15 protein-coding genes are annotated in these 15485 nt (G+C 59.8%); 6 read left to right on the top strand and 9 right to left on the bottom strand.

The window, feature by feature from the left end:
* Positions 1 to 60: 60 nt before the first annotated feature.
* The 5 genes from GXM22_RS02740 to GXM22_RS02720 form a co-directional block, all read right to left on the bottom strand.
* Positions 61 to 672 (bottom strand): lysophospholipid acyltransferase family protein, encoded by a 612-nt coding sequence (locus GXM22_RS02740; protein WP_005929305.1) that lies wholly within the window; start codon positions 670 to 672, stop codon positions 61 to 63.
* Entirely contained in the window at positions 673 to 1338 is a 666-nt protein-coding gene (gene cmk, locus GXM22_RS02735) for a (d)CMP kinase (protein ID WP_005929308.1), read from the bottom strand.
* A gap of 67 nt (positions 1339 to 1405) precedes the next feature.
* On the bottom strand, positions 1406 to 2698 hold the full coding sequence (locus tag GXM22_RS02730) for a BaiN/RdsA family NAD(P)/FAD-dependent oxidoreductase (protein WP_005929310.1): 1293 nt from the start codon (positions 2696 to 2698) through the stop codon (positions 1406 to 1408).
* Positions 2699 to 2833: 135 nt separating this feature from the next.
* On the bottom strand, positions 2834 to 3625 hold the full coding sequence (locus tag GXM22_RS02725; RefSeq protein WP_005929312.1) for a M23 family metallopeptidase: 792 nt from the start codon (positions 3623 to 3625) through the stop codon (positions 2834 to 2836).
* 145 nt (positions 3626 to 3770) lie between these two features.
* Positions 3771 to 4472: a Bax inhibitor-1/YccA family protein gene (locus tag GXM22_RS02720; protein WP_005929314.1), complete on the bottom strand. Its 702-nt coding sequence runs from the start codon at positions 4470 to 4472 to the stop codon at positions 3771 to 3773.
* 113 nt (positions 4473 to 4585) lie between these two features.
* On the opposite strand from GXM22_RS02720, the gene hemW reads away from it, so the two are divergent.
* Positions 4586 to 5668, top strand: coding sequence for a radical SAM family heme chaperone HemW (gene hemW, locus GXM22_RS02715; protein ID WP_035393292.1), 1083 nt, complete (start codon positions 4586 to 4588; stop codon positions 5666 to 5668).
* 447 nt (positions 5669 to 6115) lie between these two features.
* Here hemW and GXM22_RS02710 read toward each other — a convergent pair whose 3' ends face one another.
* From GXM22_RS02710 to GXM22_RS02700, 3 genes are all read right to left on the bottom strand, one after another.
* The gene (locus GXM22_RS02710) at positions 6116 to 6694 is read right to left on the bottom strand and encodes an ATP-binding cassette domain-containing protein (protein WP_005929319.1); all 579 of its coding nucleotides are present in this window, start codon (positions 6692 to 6694) and stop codon (positions 6116 to 6118) included.
* On the bottom strand, positions 6687 to 7463 hold the full coding sequence (locus GXM22_RS02705; protein ID WP_005929321.1) for an ABC transporter permease: 777 nt from the start codon (positions 7461 to 7463) through the stop codon (positions 6687 to 6689). Before GXM22_RS02705 ends, GXM22_RS02710 begins: the two co-directional genes overlap by 8 nt.
* 63 nt (positions 7464 to 7526) lie before the next feature.
* Positions 7527 to 8549 (bottom strand): ABC transporter substrate-binding protein, encoded by a 1023-nt coding sequence (locus GXM22_RS02700; RefSeq protein WP_035393473.1) that lies wholly within the window; start codon positions 8547 to 8549, stop codon positions 7527 to 7529.
* Positions 8550 to 8727: 178 nt separating this feature from the next.
* Between GXM22_RS02700 and GXM22_RS02695 the strand changes: the two genes are divergently transcribed.
* The 3 genes from GXM22_RS02695 to GXM22_RS02685 are packed head-to-tail and all read left to right on the top strand — an operon-like array spanning position 8728 to position 10987.
* Entirely contained in the window at positions 8728 to 9408 is a 681-nt protein-coding gene (locus tag GXM22_RS02695) for a Crp/Fnr family transcriptional regulator (protein WP_097769964.1), read from the top strand.
* 20 nt (positions 9409 to 9428) lie between these two features.
* Entirely contained in the window at positions 9429 to 10406 is a 978-nt protein-coding gene (locus GXM22_RS02690; protein ID WP_005929329.1) for a glycosyltransferase family 2 protein, read from the top strand.
* Positions 10403 to 10987 (top strand): flavin reductase family protein, encoded by a 585-nt coding sequence (locus GXM22_RS02685; protein WP_005929331.1) that lies wholly within the window; start codon positions 10403 to 10405, stop codon positions 10985 to 10987. The genes GXM22_RS02690 and GXM22_RS02685 overlap by 4 nt, the downstream gene beginning before the upstream one ends.
* A 192-nt stretch (positions 10988 to 11179) precedes the next feature.
* On the opposite strand, the gene GXM22_RS02680 is transcribed toward GXM22_RS02685, so the two are convergent.
* Positions 11180 to 13264: an elongation factor G gene (locus GXM22_RS02680; RefSeq protein ID WP_005929333.1), complete on the bottom strand. Its 2085-nt coding sequence runs from the start codon at positions 13262 to 13264 to the stop codon at positions 11180 to 11182.
* Between the two features lie 243 nt (positions 13265 to 13507).
* Here GXM22_RS02680 and GXM22_RS02675 point away from each other — a divergent pair, with 243 nt between their 5' ends.
* Positions 13508 to 13987, top strand: a complete 480-nt coding sequence (locus GXM22_RS02675; RefSeq protein WP_035393303.1) for a deoxycytidylate deaminase — start codon at positions 13508 to 13510, stop codon at positions 13985 to 13987.
* 329 nt (positions 13988 to 14316) lie between these two features.
* Positions 14317 to 15315, top strand: a complete 999-nt coding sequence (argF, locus tag GXM22_RS02670; protein ID WP_005929339.1) for an ornithine carbamoyltransferase — start codon at positions 14317 to 14319, stop codon at positions 15313 to 15315.
* Positions 15316 to 15485: the final 170 nt, after the last annotated feature.

Below are 15485 nucleotides of genomic sequence, written 5' to 3'. Positions count from 1 at the left end.
GCTGTTGTTTTCTTGCCCTCCCTACCAGGGGAGGTGTCACCGAAGGTGACGGAGAGGTTCTCACTTCAGCTGTTCCCAGGCATCCAGCAGTGCCTGCTTATTGGCCCGGAGCACCTTCATATCCCGGCGGCTCTCCATGGCGAACTGGGCGGCGGGCATCGGCTCGCCGTAGATGACGTTCACCCGGCAGAACAGCCGCATCTTCCCGTCCGGCGTATCGTAGCGGATGCGCACCGGCACCACATCCACCCCGGCCTGCGCCGCAATGACGAACAGGCCGCTCTTGGGCGGCAGGAGCCTGCCCTCTTTTTCGCGGGTGCCCTCCGGGAAGATGAGCAGGGTCTCCCCCGCCCGGCAGGCCTCCACGGTCCGGTCAATGATCTCCAGCTCCTCCTTGGTGCCGCGCACGCAGAGCGCGCCGCAGCAGCGGAAGAACCAGGTGAGCAGGGCGTTGATCTCAAACAGCTCCTTTTTGGCAAAAACGAGCATCCGCCTGCCCCAGAACCGGCTGATGACGATGAACACCGGGTCAATGGCTGAAACGTGGTTGGGGGCAATGATGCAGCCTTTGGTCTGCACCTTGCGCAGATTCTCGCGGCCAACGGTATGGACCCGGAAGCCGATGTGGAACACCAGCCAGGCCAGCGGCAGCAGTATGTAATATAGTACCATTTAATTAACCTTTTCTGCAATAATCTTTTTCATCGCCGCAAGGCTCTGCTCAAAGTTGAGGTCAGAGGTATCCAGCAGCACTGCATCCTCGGCCTGTTTCAGGGGGGCGGCGGCACGGTGGGTGTCCTGATAGTCCCGCTGCTTCACATCAGCCAGCACATCCTCAAAGGCGACCTCCATGCCCTTCTGCTGGTATTCCAGCCAGCGCCGTCTGGCCCGGGCTTCGGGGGCGGCGGTCAGAAAGATCTTGACAGTGGCATCCGGCAGCACCACAGTGCCGATATCCCGGCCATCCATCAGGACGTTCTGGGTCTTGGTCATGCCGCGCTGCAGCTCCAGCAGGAAGGCGCGGACTTCCGGGTTGGCACCCACGGCAGAGGCGGCCATGCCGGCCTCCTCCGTGCGGATGGCGGTGCTCACGTCCTCACCGTTCAGATAGATATGCTGCTCCCCGTCAATGCAGTCCACCCGCAGGCCGATCTCCGGCAGCAGGGTGTTGACCGCCGCATTGTCCTTCGGGTCCACGCCCTTGCGCAGGGCATACAGGCCGATGGTGCGGAACATGGCACCGGTATCCACATAGATGTAGCCCATCTCTGCGGCCAGCCGCCGCGCCAGGGTGGATTTGCCTGCCCCCGCAGGGCCGTCGATTGCAACTGAAACCATTTTGGATTCTCCTTTATTTATATAATAAGTATTTTATCATCGGTCAAGCTCTGCTCTGTCCAACCTCTCAGAGGTGATTTGCAAAACTCTGCGCCGTACAGAAAGCGATCTGCAGGTTGTAGCCGCCGGTATAGGCATCCACATCCAGCACCTCACCTGCAAAGTAAAGGCCCAGCGCCTTCTTGCTCTGCATGGTCCTGGGGTCCACCTCCCGCACGGACACGCCGCCGGAAGTGATGACCGCATGGGCCAGGTCGCCCCGGGCATCGATGGGCACGTTCCAGTGCTTCATCAGGCGCACCAGCTCCCGCTTCTGCTCCCGGGTGATCTGGTTGGCCTTTGTGGCAGGGTCAATGCCCCAGCGTGCCACCATGACCGGCTGCATACTGGCAGGCAGCAGCTTGACCAGCGCCCCCTGGGCGGCATGGTTGGCCAGCAGGGCAAAATCCCGGGTGATGCGGTCATAGAGCTGCTCCTCGCTCAGGGCGGGCTTCAGGTCGATCTCGGCGTGGTACTTGTGTTTTTTCATATCACCCAGATGGCTGGACGCGCTCAGGGTCAGCGGGCCGCTGATGCCAAAGTGGGTGAACAGCATCTCGCCCTGCTCCTCAAAGATGTCCTTGCCGTCCTCAAAAAGGGTCAGGGTCACATTTTTCAGGGCAAGCCCCATCATCTTTTTGCAGTCCGGGTCATGGCTGACCAGACTGACCAGACTGGGCACCGGCTCCACAAGGGTGTGCCCGGCCTGCCGGGCCAGCCGGTAGCCGTCACCGGTGGAGCCGGTAGTGGGGTAGCTCACACCGCCGGTGGCCACCAGCACGGCATCGGCCCGGTATTCTTTCCCGGAAGTCCCCCGCACACCGACACAGCGCAGGGCAGGCCCGGCTTTTTTCTTTTTGGGATGGCGCGGATTTTCCGGCACGGCAGGGGCGGCTTCCGGCTCCGGGGGCAGCTCTTCCAGAAGCAGCTTTTTTGCCCCGTCATAGACGATCTCCGCGTCCTGTGCGTAGCGGAGCAGTGCCTGCCGGATCTCTTCGGCTTTGTCGGACACCGGGAACACCCGGCGGCCGCGCTCCACCTTCAGCTCCACGCCCAGGCTCTCGAACAGCTCCATGGTCCTGGCGGGCGGGAACGCCCCCAGCGAGGAGAACAGAAAGCGCGGATTGGTGCGGACATGGTGCAGAAACTCCTCCGCGGTGCAGTCGTTGGTCACATTGCAGCGCCCCTTGCCCGTGACCAGGATCTTCTGACCGGGCTTGTCGGTATGCTCCAGCACCGTTACCTGATGCCCCTGCCGCACAGCGGCCCCCGCCGCCATCAGCCCGGCCGCACCGGCCCCCACGATCAACACCTTTGCCATTCTGGTTCCTCCCGCAATTCACTGCCTGTCGAAATTTGTTCTAGTTTATCATACCAGAATCGGCCCGCAATTGCAATCTGCATTCCTTTGGAAAAGCACAGAAAAGCGGCAGACAGTCGCGTCTGCCGCTTGGGGTCACTGCATCAGTTTTGCGGGGTCAAGATAACTGTCGTCCTGCTTCACTTCCAGGTGGATATGGCTTTCCTCGGCGCATTCACAGCTGACGCTGCCCACTTTACCCAATGTCTGCCCAGCACTGACCGTCTCGCCCTCCTTCACCGCCGGGCTGGCCACGCCGCAGAGCCGCCAGACACGGCCCGCACTGTCCTTGATCGCCACAGTGGGGCCCCAGCTGCCATCGGAACCGGCCAGCACCACCGTGCCCGCCGTGGGGCTTTGGACGGCAGCATCCTTTGCGCAGGCATAGTCGATGCCGTTGTGGGTGCGCCAGTCGCCCAGGGTCTTGTTGTAGACCAGCTCATCGCCGCTGTATCCATTGAGCACCCTGCCAGAGACCGGCTGCGTGGAAGCAGGCGCTGCCGAACTGCTGGCAGGCGAGGATGCACCTTGCAGCGCGGATGGTTCGCGCACCGAGCCAGAGCCAGCCTGCGGCGCAGAGGAGGCCGAAGATGCACTCCGCGATGCCGAGGAGGCCGCCTTGGGCACATTGCTTACACTGTTTGCGGCGGGTTCGGTCGGCCATTCCCATGTTGTTTCGTCCTCCTGTGGCGTGGTGGTGGAAAGCCCCTCATCGATGCCGGGGGCCGTGGATGTGCTGTCCGGTGTCTTCAGGCCCGAAAGGTTCTTGTCCAGCTCGTCGCGCACGGTGCGCACCGCCCAGACCCCCGCCGCCGCTGCCGCCACCAGACAGGCCAGCAGTGCCAGTGCAAACCCTTTGTCCCGCAGAAATTTCCTGATCTGTTCCATGTTCGTTACTCCAATCCGTCATGGTTTCGCTTGATTTTCTGATTGCAGTATGCGATTTCGGAACCGGGTTTATACACATTTTATAAAAAGAAAACCCTCTCCGTCAAAGCCTGAGGCCTTGACGGAGAGGGCTGAAATACACAGATCAGCTGCGGCGGCGGTTGTTGCCCATCAGGCGGACAACATACAGGAAGATGTTGATGAAGTCCAGATACAGGGTCAGCGCGCCATAGATGGAAGCCTTTTCGGCCATCTCAGCATCAGCGGAGTAGTAGCTGTACATCTGCTGCAGCTTCTGGGTATCGTAAGCGGTCAGCAGCATGAACACCACCAGACCGATGCCGCAGTAGAGCACCGAGCCGCCAAAGCCGAAGCCGAACAGCATCCCCACAAAGCCGGTGATGATCATGGCAACCAGAGCCATCATCAGGCGGGGGCCCCAGCCGGTCAGGTCCTTATGGGTGGTGGTGCCGTAAACAGCCATCAGCCCGAAGTAAAGGGACGTTGCCAGCAGCGCCATGATCAGGGTGCTTGCCGAGAAAACAAGGAAATAGTAGCTCAGCACCATGCCGTTGAGCAGTGCATAACCGAAAAAGGTCGCGCGGGCAGCTCCCACCGACATGGTCTGCACCCGGGAGCTCAGCACGAATACCAGCGCCAGCTCCGCAATGGTCAGCACAAGATAGAGCGAATCGACCAGATAGATGAGCGAGGTCGTCGCAGTGAGATAGGCCATGGCGAAGGTGATGAGCAGGCCGCAGGCCATCCAGCGGTAGGTGCGGGTCATATAGTCCGATGCGCTCATCGTGGGCTCCGCATAGCCGCGGTCATAATTTCTGTAATCCATTGTGGAACTCCTCCAGTCTTTTTGCCGGGGCGGGCATTCCGCCTTGCTCCGGTCTACGTTTTATAGTATACTGCATAGAAATGAACGTTTCGTGAAAAAGGCTGTGATATTGTATGTCTCTTGGACTTTATCTGCATATTCCCTACTGCTTTTCCAAATGCCGGTATTGTGATTTCTATTCTGCCCCCGGCCAGCGCGGCGTGCCCACCCAGTATGTGGATGCCCTTCTGCGGGAGCTTGCCCGCTTTGCGCCGGAAGCGCCTCTTCACCCGGACACGATCTATTTTGGCGGCGGCACCCCCAGCCTGCTCTCCCCTGCCGATGCCGCCCGGCTCATTGCGGCGGCAGCTCCGGCACCCGGGGCGGAGATCACGCTGGAGGCCAACCCTGAGACCGTAACCGAGCAGACCCTGTGCGGTTTCCGGGAAGCCGGGGTGAACCGCATCTCTTTCGGGGTACAGTCGGCCCGGGACAGCCAGCTGAAAACGCTGGGCCGCCCCCACACCGCCCGGCAGGCCCGGGCTGCCTTTGCGGCGGCACGGCGGGCAGGCTTTACCAACATCAGCGGCGACATTATGCTGGCCCTGCCCCATTATACGCAGGCCGAGTTCGACGAGACACTGGAGCTCATTGCGGAGGGCGGGGCAACGCACATCTCCGCTTACCTCTTAAAGATCGAACCGGATTCCGCCTTTGGCAGGCACCCGCCCGAGGGTCTGCCCTCCCCCGACGAAGCAGCAGACTTTTACCTCTACGCCGTGGAGCACCTGGAGCACCACGGATACCGGCAGTATGAGATCTCGAACTTTGCAAAGCCCGGCTATGAGGGCAGGCACAACCTCATCTACTGGGACTGTGGGGATTACCTCGGCCTTGGCCCGGCGGCGCACTCCTGCATGGGCGGCAGACGATTCTATTACCCCTCTGACACCGAGGCCTTCCTGAACGACAAAGCAGCCCCCGTTATGGACGGAGGCTGCGGCGCAGAGGACTATCTCATTTTACAGCTGCGGCTGCGCAAGGGGCTGGATCTTGCCGCCTATAAGGCCCGCTACGGGAAGGAGTTTTCCACCGCCCAGCTCGCCTTTGTGAAAAACTGTGTGAAGTCCGGCTATGCCACCTTCGATGGCAGCACCCTTGCCCTCACCCCCGCCGGTCTCATTGTGCAGAACAGCATTCTGGCAGAGCTGCTGTGACTTTTGCTTGACAATTTACGTTGAAACGTATATACTGAAATTACAAAAGGTGCTGCCCTCCAAACGGCTAGCTCCTTACGTTACTCGTATCAAAAAAGATTGACCGATTTGCTTGGGGAAGCATAGATGGCGGTCAGTCTTTTTTGTTTTTATATTTTTTGTCGTCATGGCTGATTTTCCATGTGATGTCAAAAACGCCATATGCTACGCTGGAAACAAATGTCAACAGCAGCAGCACTTCTGACAAAGTCATGCGCATTCCTCCTTTCGCCGAAGCGTCGGGATTGTGCGCCCAAAAAAGCCGCCCTCCCGATGCCTGTTTACCAGTAAGTAAAACCTTTGCGGTTCGGTAAGGAGCGTTCAGCCGCCTACGTTTAAGGCAACACCTGATGACAGCTTAAAAGCTGTATTTTTAGGATATCATATTTTCTGACAAAATACAATCGCTTACGTCAGGTCAATGACCCTCCACCCCAGCTCCCGGATGGCTTCCCGGTCATGGGTGGCCAACAGAACAGCCCGTTCGCCGCGGCGCTCTTTCAGGAGCGCTGCGGCTTTTTTCATGGTCTCCGGGTCCATGCCGGTGAAGGGTTCGTCCAGCAGCAGGGTATCGCACCCGGCCCAGAGGGCACGGAGCAGGGCCGCACGGCGCTTCTGCCCGCCGGAAAGCTTCCGGGCAGGCAGGGCAAGCGCCCGCTCATCATATCCAAATCGTTGAAAATCCGACACGATTTGCGTTTTGTATTGTGTTTTTCCCTCCGGAAGCACCAGTTCCACGTTCTGCACGGCGGTCAGCTGCGGGCAGAGCCGGTCCTCCTGAAAGACAGCACCGACCCGGCCCACGCCCTGCACCGTGCCCGAATCCGGCACCTCCAGCCCCATCAGGATGCGGAGCAGGGTGGTCTTACCCCAGCCGCTGGGTGCCCAGAGAACGGCAGGCTCCACAAGGGTCAGATCCAGATCCTCAAAGAGCGTTTTTTCTCCAAAGCGTTTTGTTAATCCGCAAATTTCCAGTTTGTTAATCATTTTTTGCCACATCCTCTCCCAACACGCGGACCACCGCCTTGTCCAGCAGGGCCAGGAACAGCTTCTCAAAGCCTGCGCTCAGCAGGATGATGACGAACGTCCAGGCGAACAGCTCCCCGGTGGAGAGTGTGATCTTTGCCCGGTAGAGGGCATCCCCGATGCTGCCATCGGGCAGGCCGATGACCTCGGCGGCCACACCACTCTTCCAGCAGATGCCCAGCGCCACGCTGCACCCCTGCCGGAAGGCCGGCAGAATGGCGGGCAGCCAGATGGCTTTGACCCGCCGGGCCAGCGGCAGGTGGAACACCTGTGCCATTTCCAGCAGCTGCACGTCCGCGCTCTCGATGCCGGTGCGCACGGCACTGTACAGCACGGGCAGGACCATCAGAAAGCTGATGAGGATGGAGAGCGACCGCCCGCTGACCCACACCAGCGCCAGAATGATGAAGCTGGCCACCGGCGTGGCCTTGACCAGCTGGATGACCGGGGCCAGCAGCGTGTCCACCCAGGCCCAGCGCTCGGCGGCAGCCGCCAGCAGAACGCTGACCACCACGCCCAGCGCAAAACCCAGCAGGATATGCCCGGCGCTGAACCCCACCCGCTGCCAGAAATCGGCCTGCGGCAGCAGCTCCATCAGGGTGCCCGCCGCCTGAATGGGTGACACCAGAAAGACCTCCTGCCCGATGGCCATAGCCGCCGCCTGCCAGACGGCCAGCCAGAACACCGCCGCTGCCAGCAGCCCTGCGCGGCGTTTTTTTGTCTGTTTCATTTTACCTGCTCCGTTCTCACTCAAAAAGAGCCGTGCGGCTGCACGGCTCTCCTTTTTATCGGTTTACTGAAAACTGCGCTGGACGCTTTTCCAGAACACCTGGCCGGGCGTGGCCTTGGTGTAGTAGAAGTTTGCATCCGGCAGCTTGCCGCCCACTGCAGCGGGGGAAGCATCATACAGCACCTTGAGGTAGGCATTGACATCAGCCTTCATCTCGTCCCCCACACGGTAAACGATGTTGCACTGGGGCAGCGCCTTCTGGGCAATGGCCTTTTTGGCCACCACGCCGGTCTCCTCACAGAGAGCCGCCGTACCGGCAATATCTGTCTGGGCGGCCTTGATGCTCTTCTCGTAATCCCGCAGGAAATTTGCCACGATGTCCGGGTTCTCTTTGGCGTACTCGGTGCGGACAACGGTGACCCCCGTGATGAGCTGGGTGTCACAGACCTTGTTCCACTCCTTGGTCAGGTCCAGCACCACCCGCAGGCTGCTGTCCTTCAGCTGGGCGGCGGTCACATAGGGCTGGGGCAGAACGGCAATGGCATCCTTTTTGGAGGCGGCCATCTGGGCGGTCACCTCAGATGCTTCGCTGTAATACTCGATCTTCACATCCTTGTCAGGGTCCAGGCCATTCTTGGTGAGCAGGTAGCGCAGAACATACTCCGGCGTGGTGCCCTTGCCGGTAGACAGGATGGTGCGGCCCTTCAGGTCGGCAAAGCTGTGGACACTGTCGCCCTTTTCTACCACATACAGCACGCCCAGCGTGTTCACGGCCATCACCTGGATGCCGCCATTGGTCTTCTGGTAGAGGGTCGCGGCCAGGTTGGCGGGGATGGCGGCCATATCCAGTTCACCCTTGATGAGCTTGGGCACGATCTCGTCCGCCGCACCATAGAGCTGCAAGTCGTAGTGCTGGCTTGCCTTGCCGCTGCGCTCCATATCCAGCAGATTGACCAGGCCCATGGTGGTGGGGCCCTTCAGGCCCGCAATGCGCACGCCGCTTTCTGTTTTGGCGGCAAAAGCCCCGCAGGCCAGCAGGCTGATCATCAGCGCCGCAGACAGCAGCAGGGAAGTCAGTTTTTTCATCATGGTTCAGATTCCTTCCTCTCTTTGTTGTTCCAACCAGAAACAAAATTTGCAAATTTTGCAAAATCATTTGCTTTACGCGCTCAAGTTTACTATAATGGAGCTAAAAATACCGTTGCCCATGCAACGGAATTGCAGAAGGGCGGTGAGGGCCCGGGGAAAACCTCACGGAACTGACATGGAAAACTATCTGCCGCTGTTACAATCCACCTCTCTTTTTGCCGGGATCTCCGCCGGGGAACTGCGCCCCCTGCTCAGTGAGCTGGGGGCCTGCATCCGCAGTTATGGCCGGGGCGAGGCGCTGGTGCAGGCCGGGGCCCCCAGCCGCCGGGTCGGCGTTGTGCTGACCGGAAGCATCGAAGCCTACCGCCCGGCACCGGGCGGGGCACGGATCCCCATCACCCACATGGGGCCGGGGGGCGTGTTTGGTGATGTGCTGGGCGGTTCCAGCCTGGACAGCCCGGTCACGGTGGTGGCATCCGCCCCCTGCGAGGTCCTGCTCTTTCCCTACGAGAAGCTGCTCCAGCCGGACGGCTCCGCTGCCCGCCAGCGCCTGCTGCAGAATCTGGTGCGGACCATCAGCGATAAATATTTCCTGCTCTCCCGCCGGGTGGACCTGCTGGTGATGAAGACCCTGCGGGCCAAGGTCTGCGCCTACCTGCTCAGCGAGGCCGAGCAGCAGGGCAGCATGACCTTTACCATCCCCTTCTCCCGCATCCAGCTGGCCGATTACCTCAACTGCGACCGCAGCGCCCTTTCCCGGGAGCTGAGCCTGATGCAGCGGGACGGCCTGCTGGACACCTACCGTTCCAGCTTTAAGCTGCTGGAGCCGGAAGCTCTGCGGCAGATGATTCTATAAAAGGAAAGTGATCTGTAACTATGTCTAAACCAATTCTCTGGATCGTGATTCCCTGCTACAACGAGGAGCAGGTGCTGCCCATTACAGCGCCGATGTTCCTGCAAAAGATCACCAGCCTCACCGAAAAAGGCATGATCAGCGACAAGAGCCGGGTGCTGTTCGTCAACGATGGTTCCCGCGATAAGACCTGGGAGCTCATCTGCAGCTTTGCAAAGCAGGACGCGCATTTCATCGGCATTTCCCAGAGCCGGAACCGGGGCCATCAGAACGCCGTGCTGGCGGGCCTGATGGAGGCCCGCGCCAACAACTGCGACATCACCATCTCCATTGACTGCGATGGTCAGGATGACATCAACGCCATGGATGAGATGGTGCAGAAATATCTGGACGGTGCCGAGGTGGTCTACGGCGTGCGCAGCCGCCGGGACACCGACACCTTCTTCAAACGGTTCACCGCCGAGGGCTTCTACCACCTGATGAATGCCCTTGGCGCGGATATCGTGTTCAACCACGCCGACTACCGGCTCATCAGCGCCCGGGTGCTGGACAGCTTTGCCGACTACAAGGAGGTCAACATCTTCCTGCGCGGCATGGTGCCGCTGGTGGGCTTCCAGAGCGAGCAGGTGTTCTACGAACGGCACGAGCGGCTGGCCGGTGAGAGCCACTATCCCCTGCGCAAAATGCTGGCGCTGGCCTTTGATGGCATCACCAGCCTTTCCAACAAGCCCATCCGGCTCATCACCGGGGCAGGCATCGTGGTCAGCCTCATCAGCTTCATCGGCGTGATCTGGGCCATCGTGCAGGCGGCCATGGGCAGCGTGGTGGCCGGCTGGGCCTCCACCATCTGCATCGTCTGCTTTGTAGGCGGCGTGCAGCTGGTCTGCCTGGGTGTCATCGGCGAATACATCGGCAAGATCTATATGGAAACAAAGGCCCGCCCGCGCTACATCATCTCGGAACGCACCTGGGCCCCCTATGAAAGGAAGTATCACGGATGAGCAAACAGAGCTGGCGGGGCAGCACCCTGCTGAACCCGGAACCGCCGGTGCTGGTCTCCTGCGGCGGGCTGGAGCAGCCCAACCTCATCACCATCGGCTGGACAGGCACCATCTGCACCCAGCCCAGCATGGTATCCATCAGCGTCCGCCCCGAGCGGTACAGCCACCACCTCATCAAGGAGAGCGGACAGTTTGCCATCAACCTGCCCACTGAACAGCTGGTGCGTGCGGTGGACTGGTGCGGCGTGAAGAGCGGCCGCGACAACGACAAGTTTGCCGCCTGTAAGCTCCACGCCGCCCCGGGCAGCGTTCTGACCGACTGCCCCATCCTGGAGGAAAGCCCGGTCAATCTGGAATGCAGGGTCACGCAGGTCATCCCGCTGGGCAGCCATGACCTGTTCCTGGCCGAAGTCGTGGCCTGCGATGTGGATGAGAGCCTGCTGGACGAAAACGGCAAGCTCTGCCTGGACAAAGCAAAGCTGATCGTGTACAGCCACGGCGAGTACCTGAGCCTGGGCAAAAAGCTGGGCACCTTCGGGTACAGCGTGCGGAAAAAGAAACCCGGAAAACGGAAAAAATGATCTGACCTGCAAAAGGCGGGGCATCAGTGCAGTAAGCTGATGCCCCGCCTTTTTCTGTTTTGTTCCCTTCCCCCAACAACAAAAAGCCCCGCCGGCAGAGGGAATTGCCAGCAGGGCTCCGGAAATGTCAATATGAACTTCACTTGGCTCTCCTATCAGGAGAGCTGTCGAGCGGATACGAGACGGAGTGGTTTAATCCTCCGCGCCCTCATCCAGGTTGCCCAGCTTCTTGGCCTGCTCCACCACAGCAGGCACCAGCATCTCGGGCAGGATCTCGTAGCGGGCAAACTCGGTGGTGAACCAGCCGCGGCCCTGGGTGATCTGCCGGATAAAGGTGGTAAAGTTGCTCAGCTCAGCCAGCGGGACCTCTGCAATAACGGTCTGCATGCCATCCTCATCGGGTTCCATGCCCAGCACGCGGCCGCGGCGCTTGGTCACATCGCCCATGATATCGCCGGTGTTGTCGTTGGGGACATGGGCCTTCAGGGTATGGATGGGCTCCAGAATGACGGGGCCTGCCTCGGGCATTGCAGCCTTATAGGCCAGCTTTGCAGCCATGATAAAGGCCATCTCGGAGCTGTCCACGGGGTGGTAGCTGCCATCCAGCAGGGTAGCCTTCAGGCCGACCACAGGATAACCGGCCAGCACGCCCTTTTCGGCGGCAAGGCGGACACCCTTTTCCACAGCCGGGAAGAAGTTCTTGGGCACGCTGCCGCCGAACACCTTTTCCTCAAACACGACCTGCTCGCTGTCACAGGGCTCGAAATTGATGACGACATCGCCGAACTGGCCGTGGCCGCCGGTCTGCTTCTTATGGCGGCCCTGCTTCTGGCAGGCCTTGCGGATGGACTCACGGTAGGCAATGCGAGGAGCTTCCAGACCGATCTCCACGCCGAACTTATTCTTCAGCTTGGCCTTGACCACATCCAGATGCTGCTCACCCAGGCCACCAATGATCTGCTGGTGGGTCTCGGCATTATTGATGTAGCTCAGGGTCGGATCTTCTTCCATCAGGCGGGCCAGCGCGCTGGAGATCTTGCCCTCATCGCCCTTTTTGGCCACGGTGACTGCCATGAACAGGCTGGGCAGCGGGAAGGCAGCGGCAGGCAGCTTGACCACGCGGGAAGCATCGCACAGGGTATCGCCGGTCTTTGCGCTGACCAGCTTTGCCACAGCGCCGATATCACCGGCACCGATGCCGTCGGTCTCGGTCTGCTTCTTGCCGATGACGGTCAGGGGCTTGCCGATCTTCTCGGTCTCGCCGGTGCGGGCGTTGACCAGAGCAGCGCCGCTGGTCACCTTGCCGCTGATCACGCGCAGGTAGCTCAGCTTGCCCACAAACGGGTCAGCCACAGTCTTAAAGACATAGGCTGCGGTGGGCTCGGTCTCATCACAATGCAGCTCCACAGGCTCGCCGCTGGCATTCTCGGCCAGGATGGCGGCATCGTGCTGCGGGCTGGGCAGGAGCTTGTGCATATTGAACAGCAGCATATCCAATGCCTGCTGGTTGACGGCGCTGCCGCAGAACACGGGGGTGATCAGGCCGTCCTTAACGCCCTTGCGCATTCCCTCAACGATCTCCTCGGTCGTAAAGGGTTCACCGCCGAAGAACTTTTCCATCAGCTCATCGTCGGTCTCGGCAATGGCCTCGCTCATAGCCTCGATCAGGCCCTGGAAGCGGTGGCCGATATCGGGCAGCTCCACCTGGATCTGCTTGCCGCTCTCATACTTGAAGGCCTTCTGGCTGAACAGGTTGATGTAGACAGGGGTGCCGTCGTCCAGCTTGGCGGGCACAACACAGGGGCAGACGGTGGAGCCGAACTTGATCTTCATCTCCTCCAGGATCTTGAAGTAGTTGGCATTTTCCAGGTCGCACTTGGAGATGAACACCATGGTGGCCTTGCCGTTCTTGCGGGCCAGCTGGAAGGCTTTCTCCGCGCCCACGGTCACGCCGCTGCGGCCGGAAACACACACCAGCACGCTCTCGGCAGCGCGGATGCCCTCATACTCACCTGCCTCAAAGTCGAACAGGCCCGGCGCATCGATCAGGTTGTACTTGATGCCTTCGTACTCCACCGGCACCACGGATGCCGACAGACTTGCCTTCCGCTTTGCTTCCTCAGGGTCAAAGTCCGAAATCGTGGTGCCGTCCTCAACACGGCCCATACGCTCTGCTGCGCCCGAAAAATAGACCAGTGCCTCAGTCAGCGTCGTTTTGCCGCTGCCGGCATGGCCTGCAATCAAGATATTACGGATGTTGTTGCTTGCGTATTTCATATCGGTTTTTCCCTCATTTCCGCCGCACGGAGCAGCCTCTCCGTTTTTGTGGCATATTTTACAAAGATAATACCACACTCCAAATGATTTTCAAATAGATTGTCCGAAATTTTCTTTCATCTGCCCGCCAAACTTCCCGGGGTACTTTTGTGCATTTTGACCGGATGCGCGCAAAATCGATTGCAGGACGTGGGTTGGCATGGTACAATAGACCCAATGAAAGATAGAGGGAGGCACTTTGCCATGAAACGCACCGATTACATCAACTGGGATGAATACTTTATGGGCATCGCCCTGCTCACCGCCATGCGCTCCAAGGACCCCAGCAGCCAGGTGGGAGCCTGCATCGTCAGCCCGGAGAACAAGATCCTCTCCCTGGGCTACAACGGAATGCCCATTGGATGCGATGACGATGCCATGCCGTGGGAGCGCGAGGGCGACCCGCTGGACACGAAGTATATGTATGTCTGCCATGCGGAGCTCAACGCCATCCTGAACAGCGCCCACAACAACCTGAAGGGTGCCCGGGTCTACGTGACCCTCTTCCCCTGCAACGAGTGCGCCAAGGCCATCATCCAGTCCGGCATCTCCGAGGTGGTGTACTACGGCGACAAGTACCACGATTCCGATTCCAGCGTGGCAGCGCGGTTCATGTTCAAAAAAGCAGGCGTGCGGCTGACCGCCTACACCCCCAGCGGGCGGAAGGAACTGCTGGAGCTGTAAGGGGAGCGAAACCTCTCCGTCATCATCGCTTCGCTCGATGCCACCTCTCCTAGTAGGAGAGGCCTTGGCATACCGTTGCGTTTTCGTGGGTCAGCGCTTCGCTCCTGTTTGCCCTGCGGCAGGCATCGGTTTTGGAGCGCCAGCGATCATTGCGAAAAATGAATCCTCTGCCAAGGGCTCCCCTACTAGGGGAGCTGTCGCGGCAGCGCCCGCGACTGAGAGGTTCTCTCCCAAAACTTTCCCTTGAAAATACAGTTTATTCGTTATATAATAGAACCATCTTATCGAATAAATATACATTTTGCATTGCATAGAGAGGAAAGTATACAATGAGTCTGAAAAATCGCAGTTTTCTGAAGCTTCTGGACTACACCCCTGCCGAGATCGAGGAGCTGCTCGATCTGGCCGCTGACCTGAAGGCCAGGAAAAAGGCCGGCATCCGCCACAATGAGCAGCTGGCAGGCAAGAACATCGCGCTGATCTTTGAAAAGACCTCCACCCGCACCCGCTGCAGCTTTGAGGTCGCCGCTCACGATCTGGGCATGGAGGTCACCTACCTTGACCCGTCGGGCAGCCAGATCGGCAAAAAGGAATCCATTGCCGACACCGCCCGGGTGCTGGGCCGGATGTTTGACGGCATTGAGTACCGCGGCTATGGGCAGGAGATCGTGGAAGACCTTGCCCATTACGCCGGTGTTCCGGTCTGGAACGGCCTGACCAACGAGTTCCACCCCACCCAGATCCTTGCCGACTTCCTGACCATCCGGGAGCACTTCGGCAGCCTGAAGGGCATCCATTTCGTCTACTTCGGCGATGCCCGCTACAACATGGGCAACAGCCTGATGGTGGGCTGTGCCAAGATGGGCCTGCACTTCACCGCCTGCGCCCCCAAAAAGTATCAGCCGGATGCCGCTCTGATCGCACAGTGCCAGGCCATTGCCGCCGAGACCGGTGCCACCCTGACCTTTGAGGAGGACCCCGCCAAGGCCGCTCAGGGTGCCGATGTCCTCTACACCGATGTGTGGGTCTCCATGGGCGAGCCCATCGAGGTCTGGGCCGAGCGCATCCACGACCTGGCCCCCTATCAGATCAATCAGGAGTTGATGAATATTGCAGGCTCCAAGGCCGTGTTTATGCACTGCCTGCCCGCCTACCACGACCACAAGACCGCTGTGGGTAAAGAGATGGGCGAGCGCTTTGGCCGCGATGCCATGGAGGTGACCGATGAGGTATTCGAGGGCCCCCAGAGCATCGTCTTTGACGAGGCCGAAAACCGGATGCACACCATCAAAGCCGTGATGGCGGCTACGCTGGGCTATCAGAAGTAACTGCGTCTCTCTCAGCACAATATGCACAGACCCGGTCGTTCCCGAACGATCGGGCTTTTTGCTTCTGTCTCCCGTTTTGGTCTGCCGGAGGCTCCCCCGCAAAGAGTCCTGGCCGCGCGGGAAAATTTCCCATTCTCCGAAAGCGTTGCAATTACAGTTGAAAATCCGTT

Origin of the sequence: Faecalibacterium duncaniae, assembly GCF_010509575.1 — a bacterium.
GTDB classification, from domain to species: Bacteria; Bacillota; Clostridia; order Oscillospirales; family Ruminococcaceae; genus Faecalibacterium; species Faecalibacterium duncaniae.
This window is presented reverse-complemented; position numbering and strand designations above follow the sequence as displayed.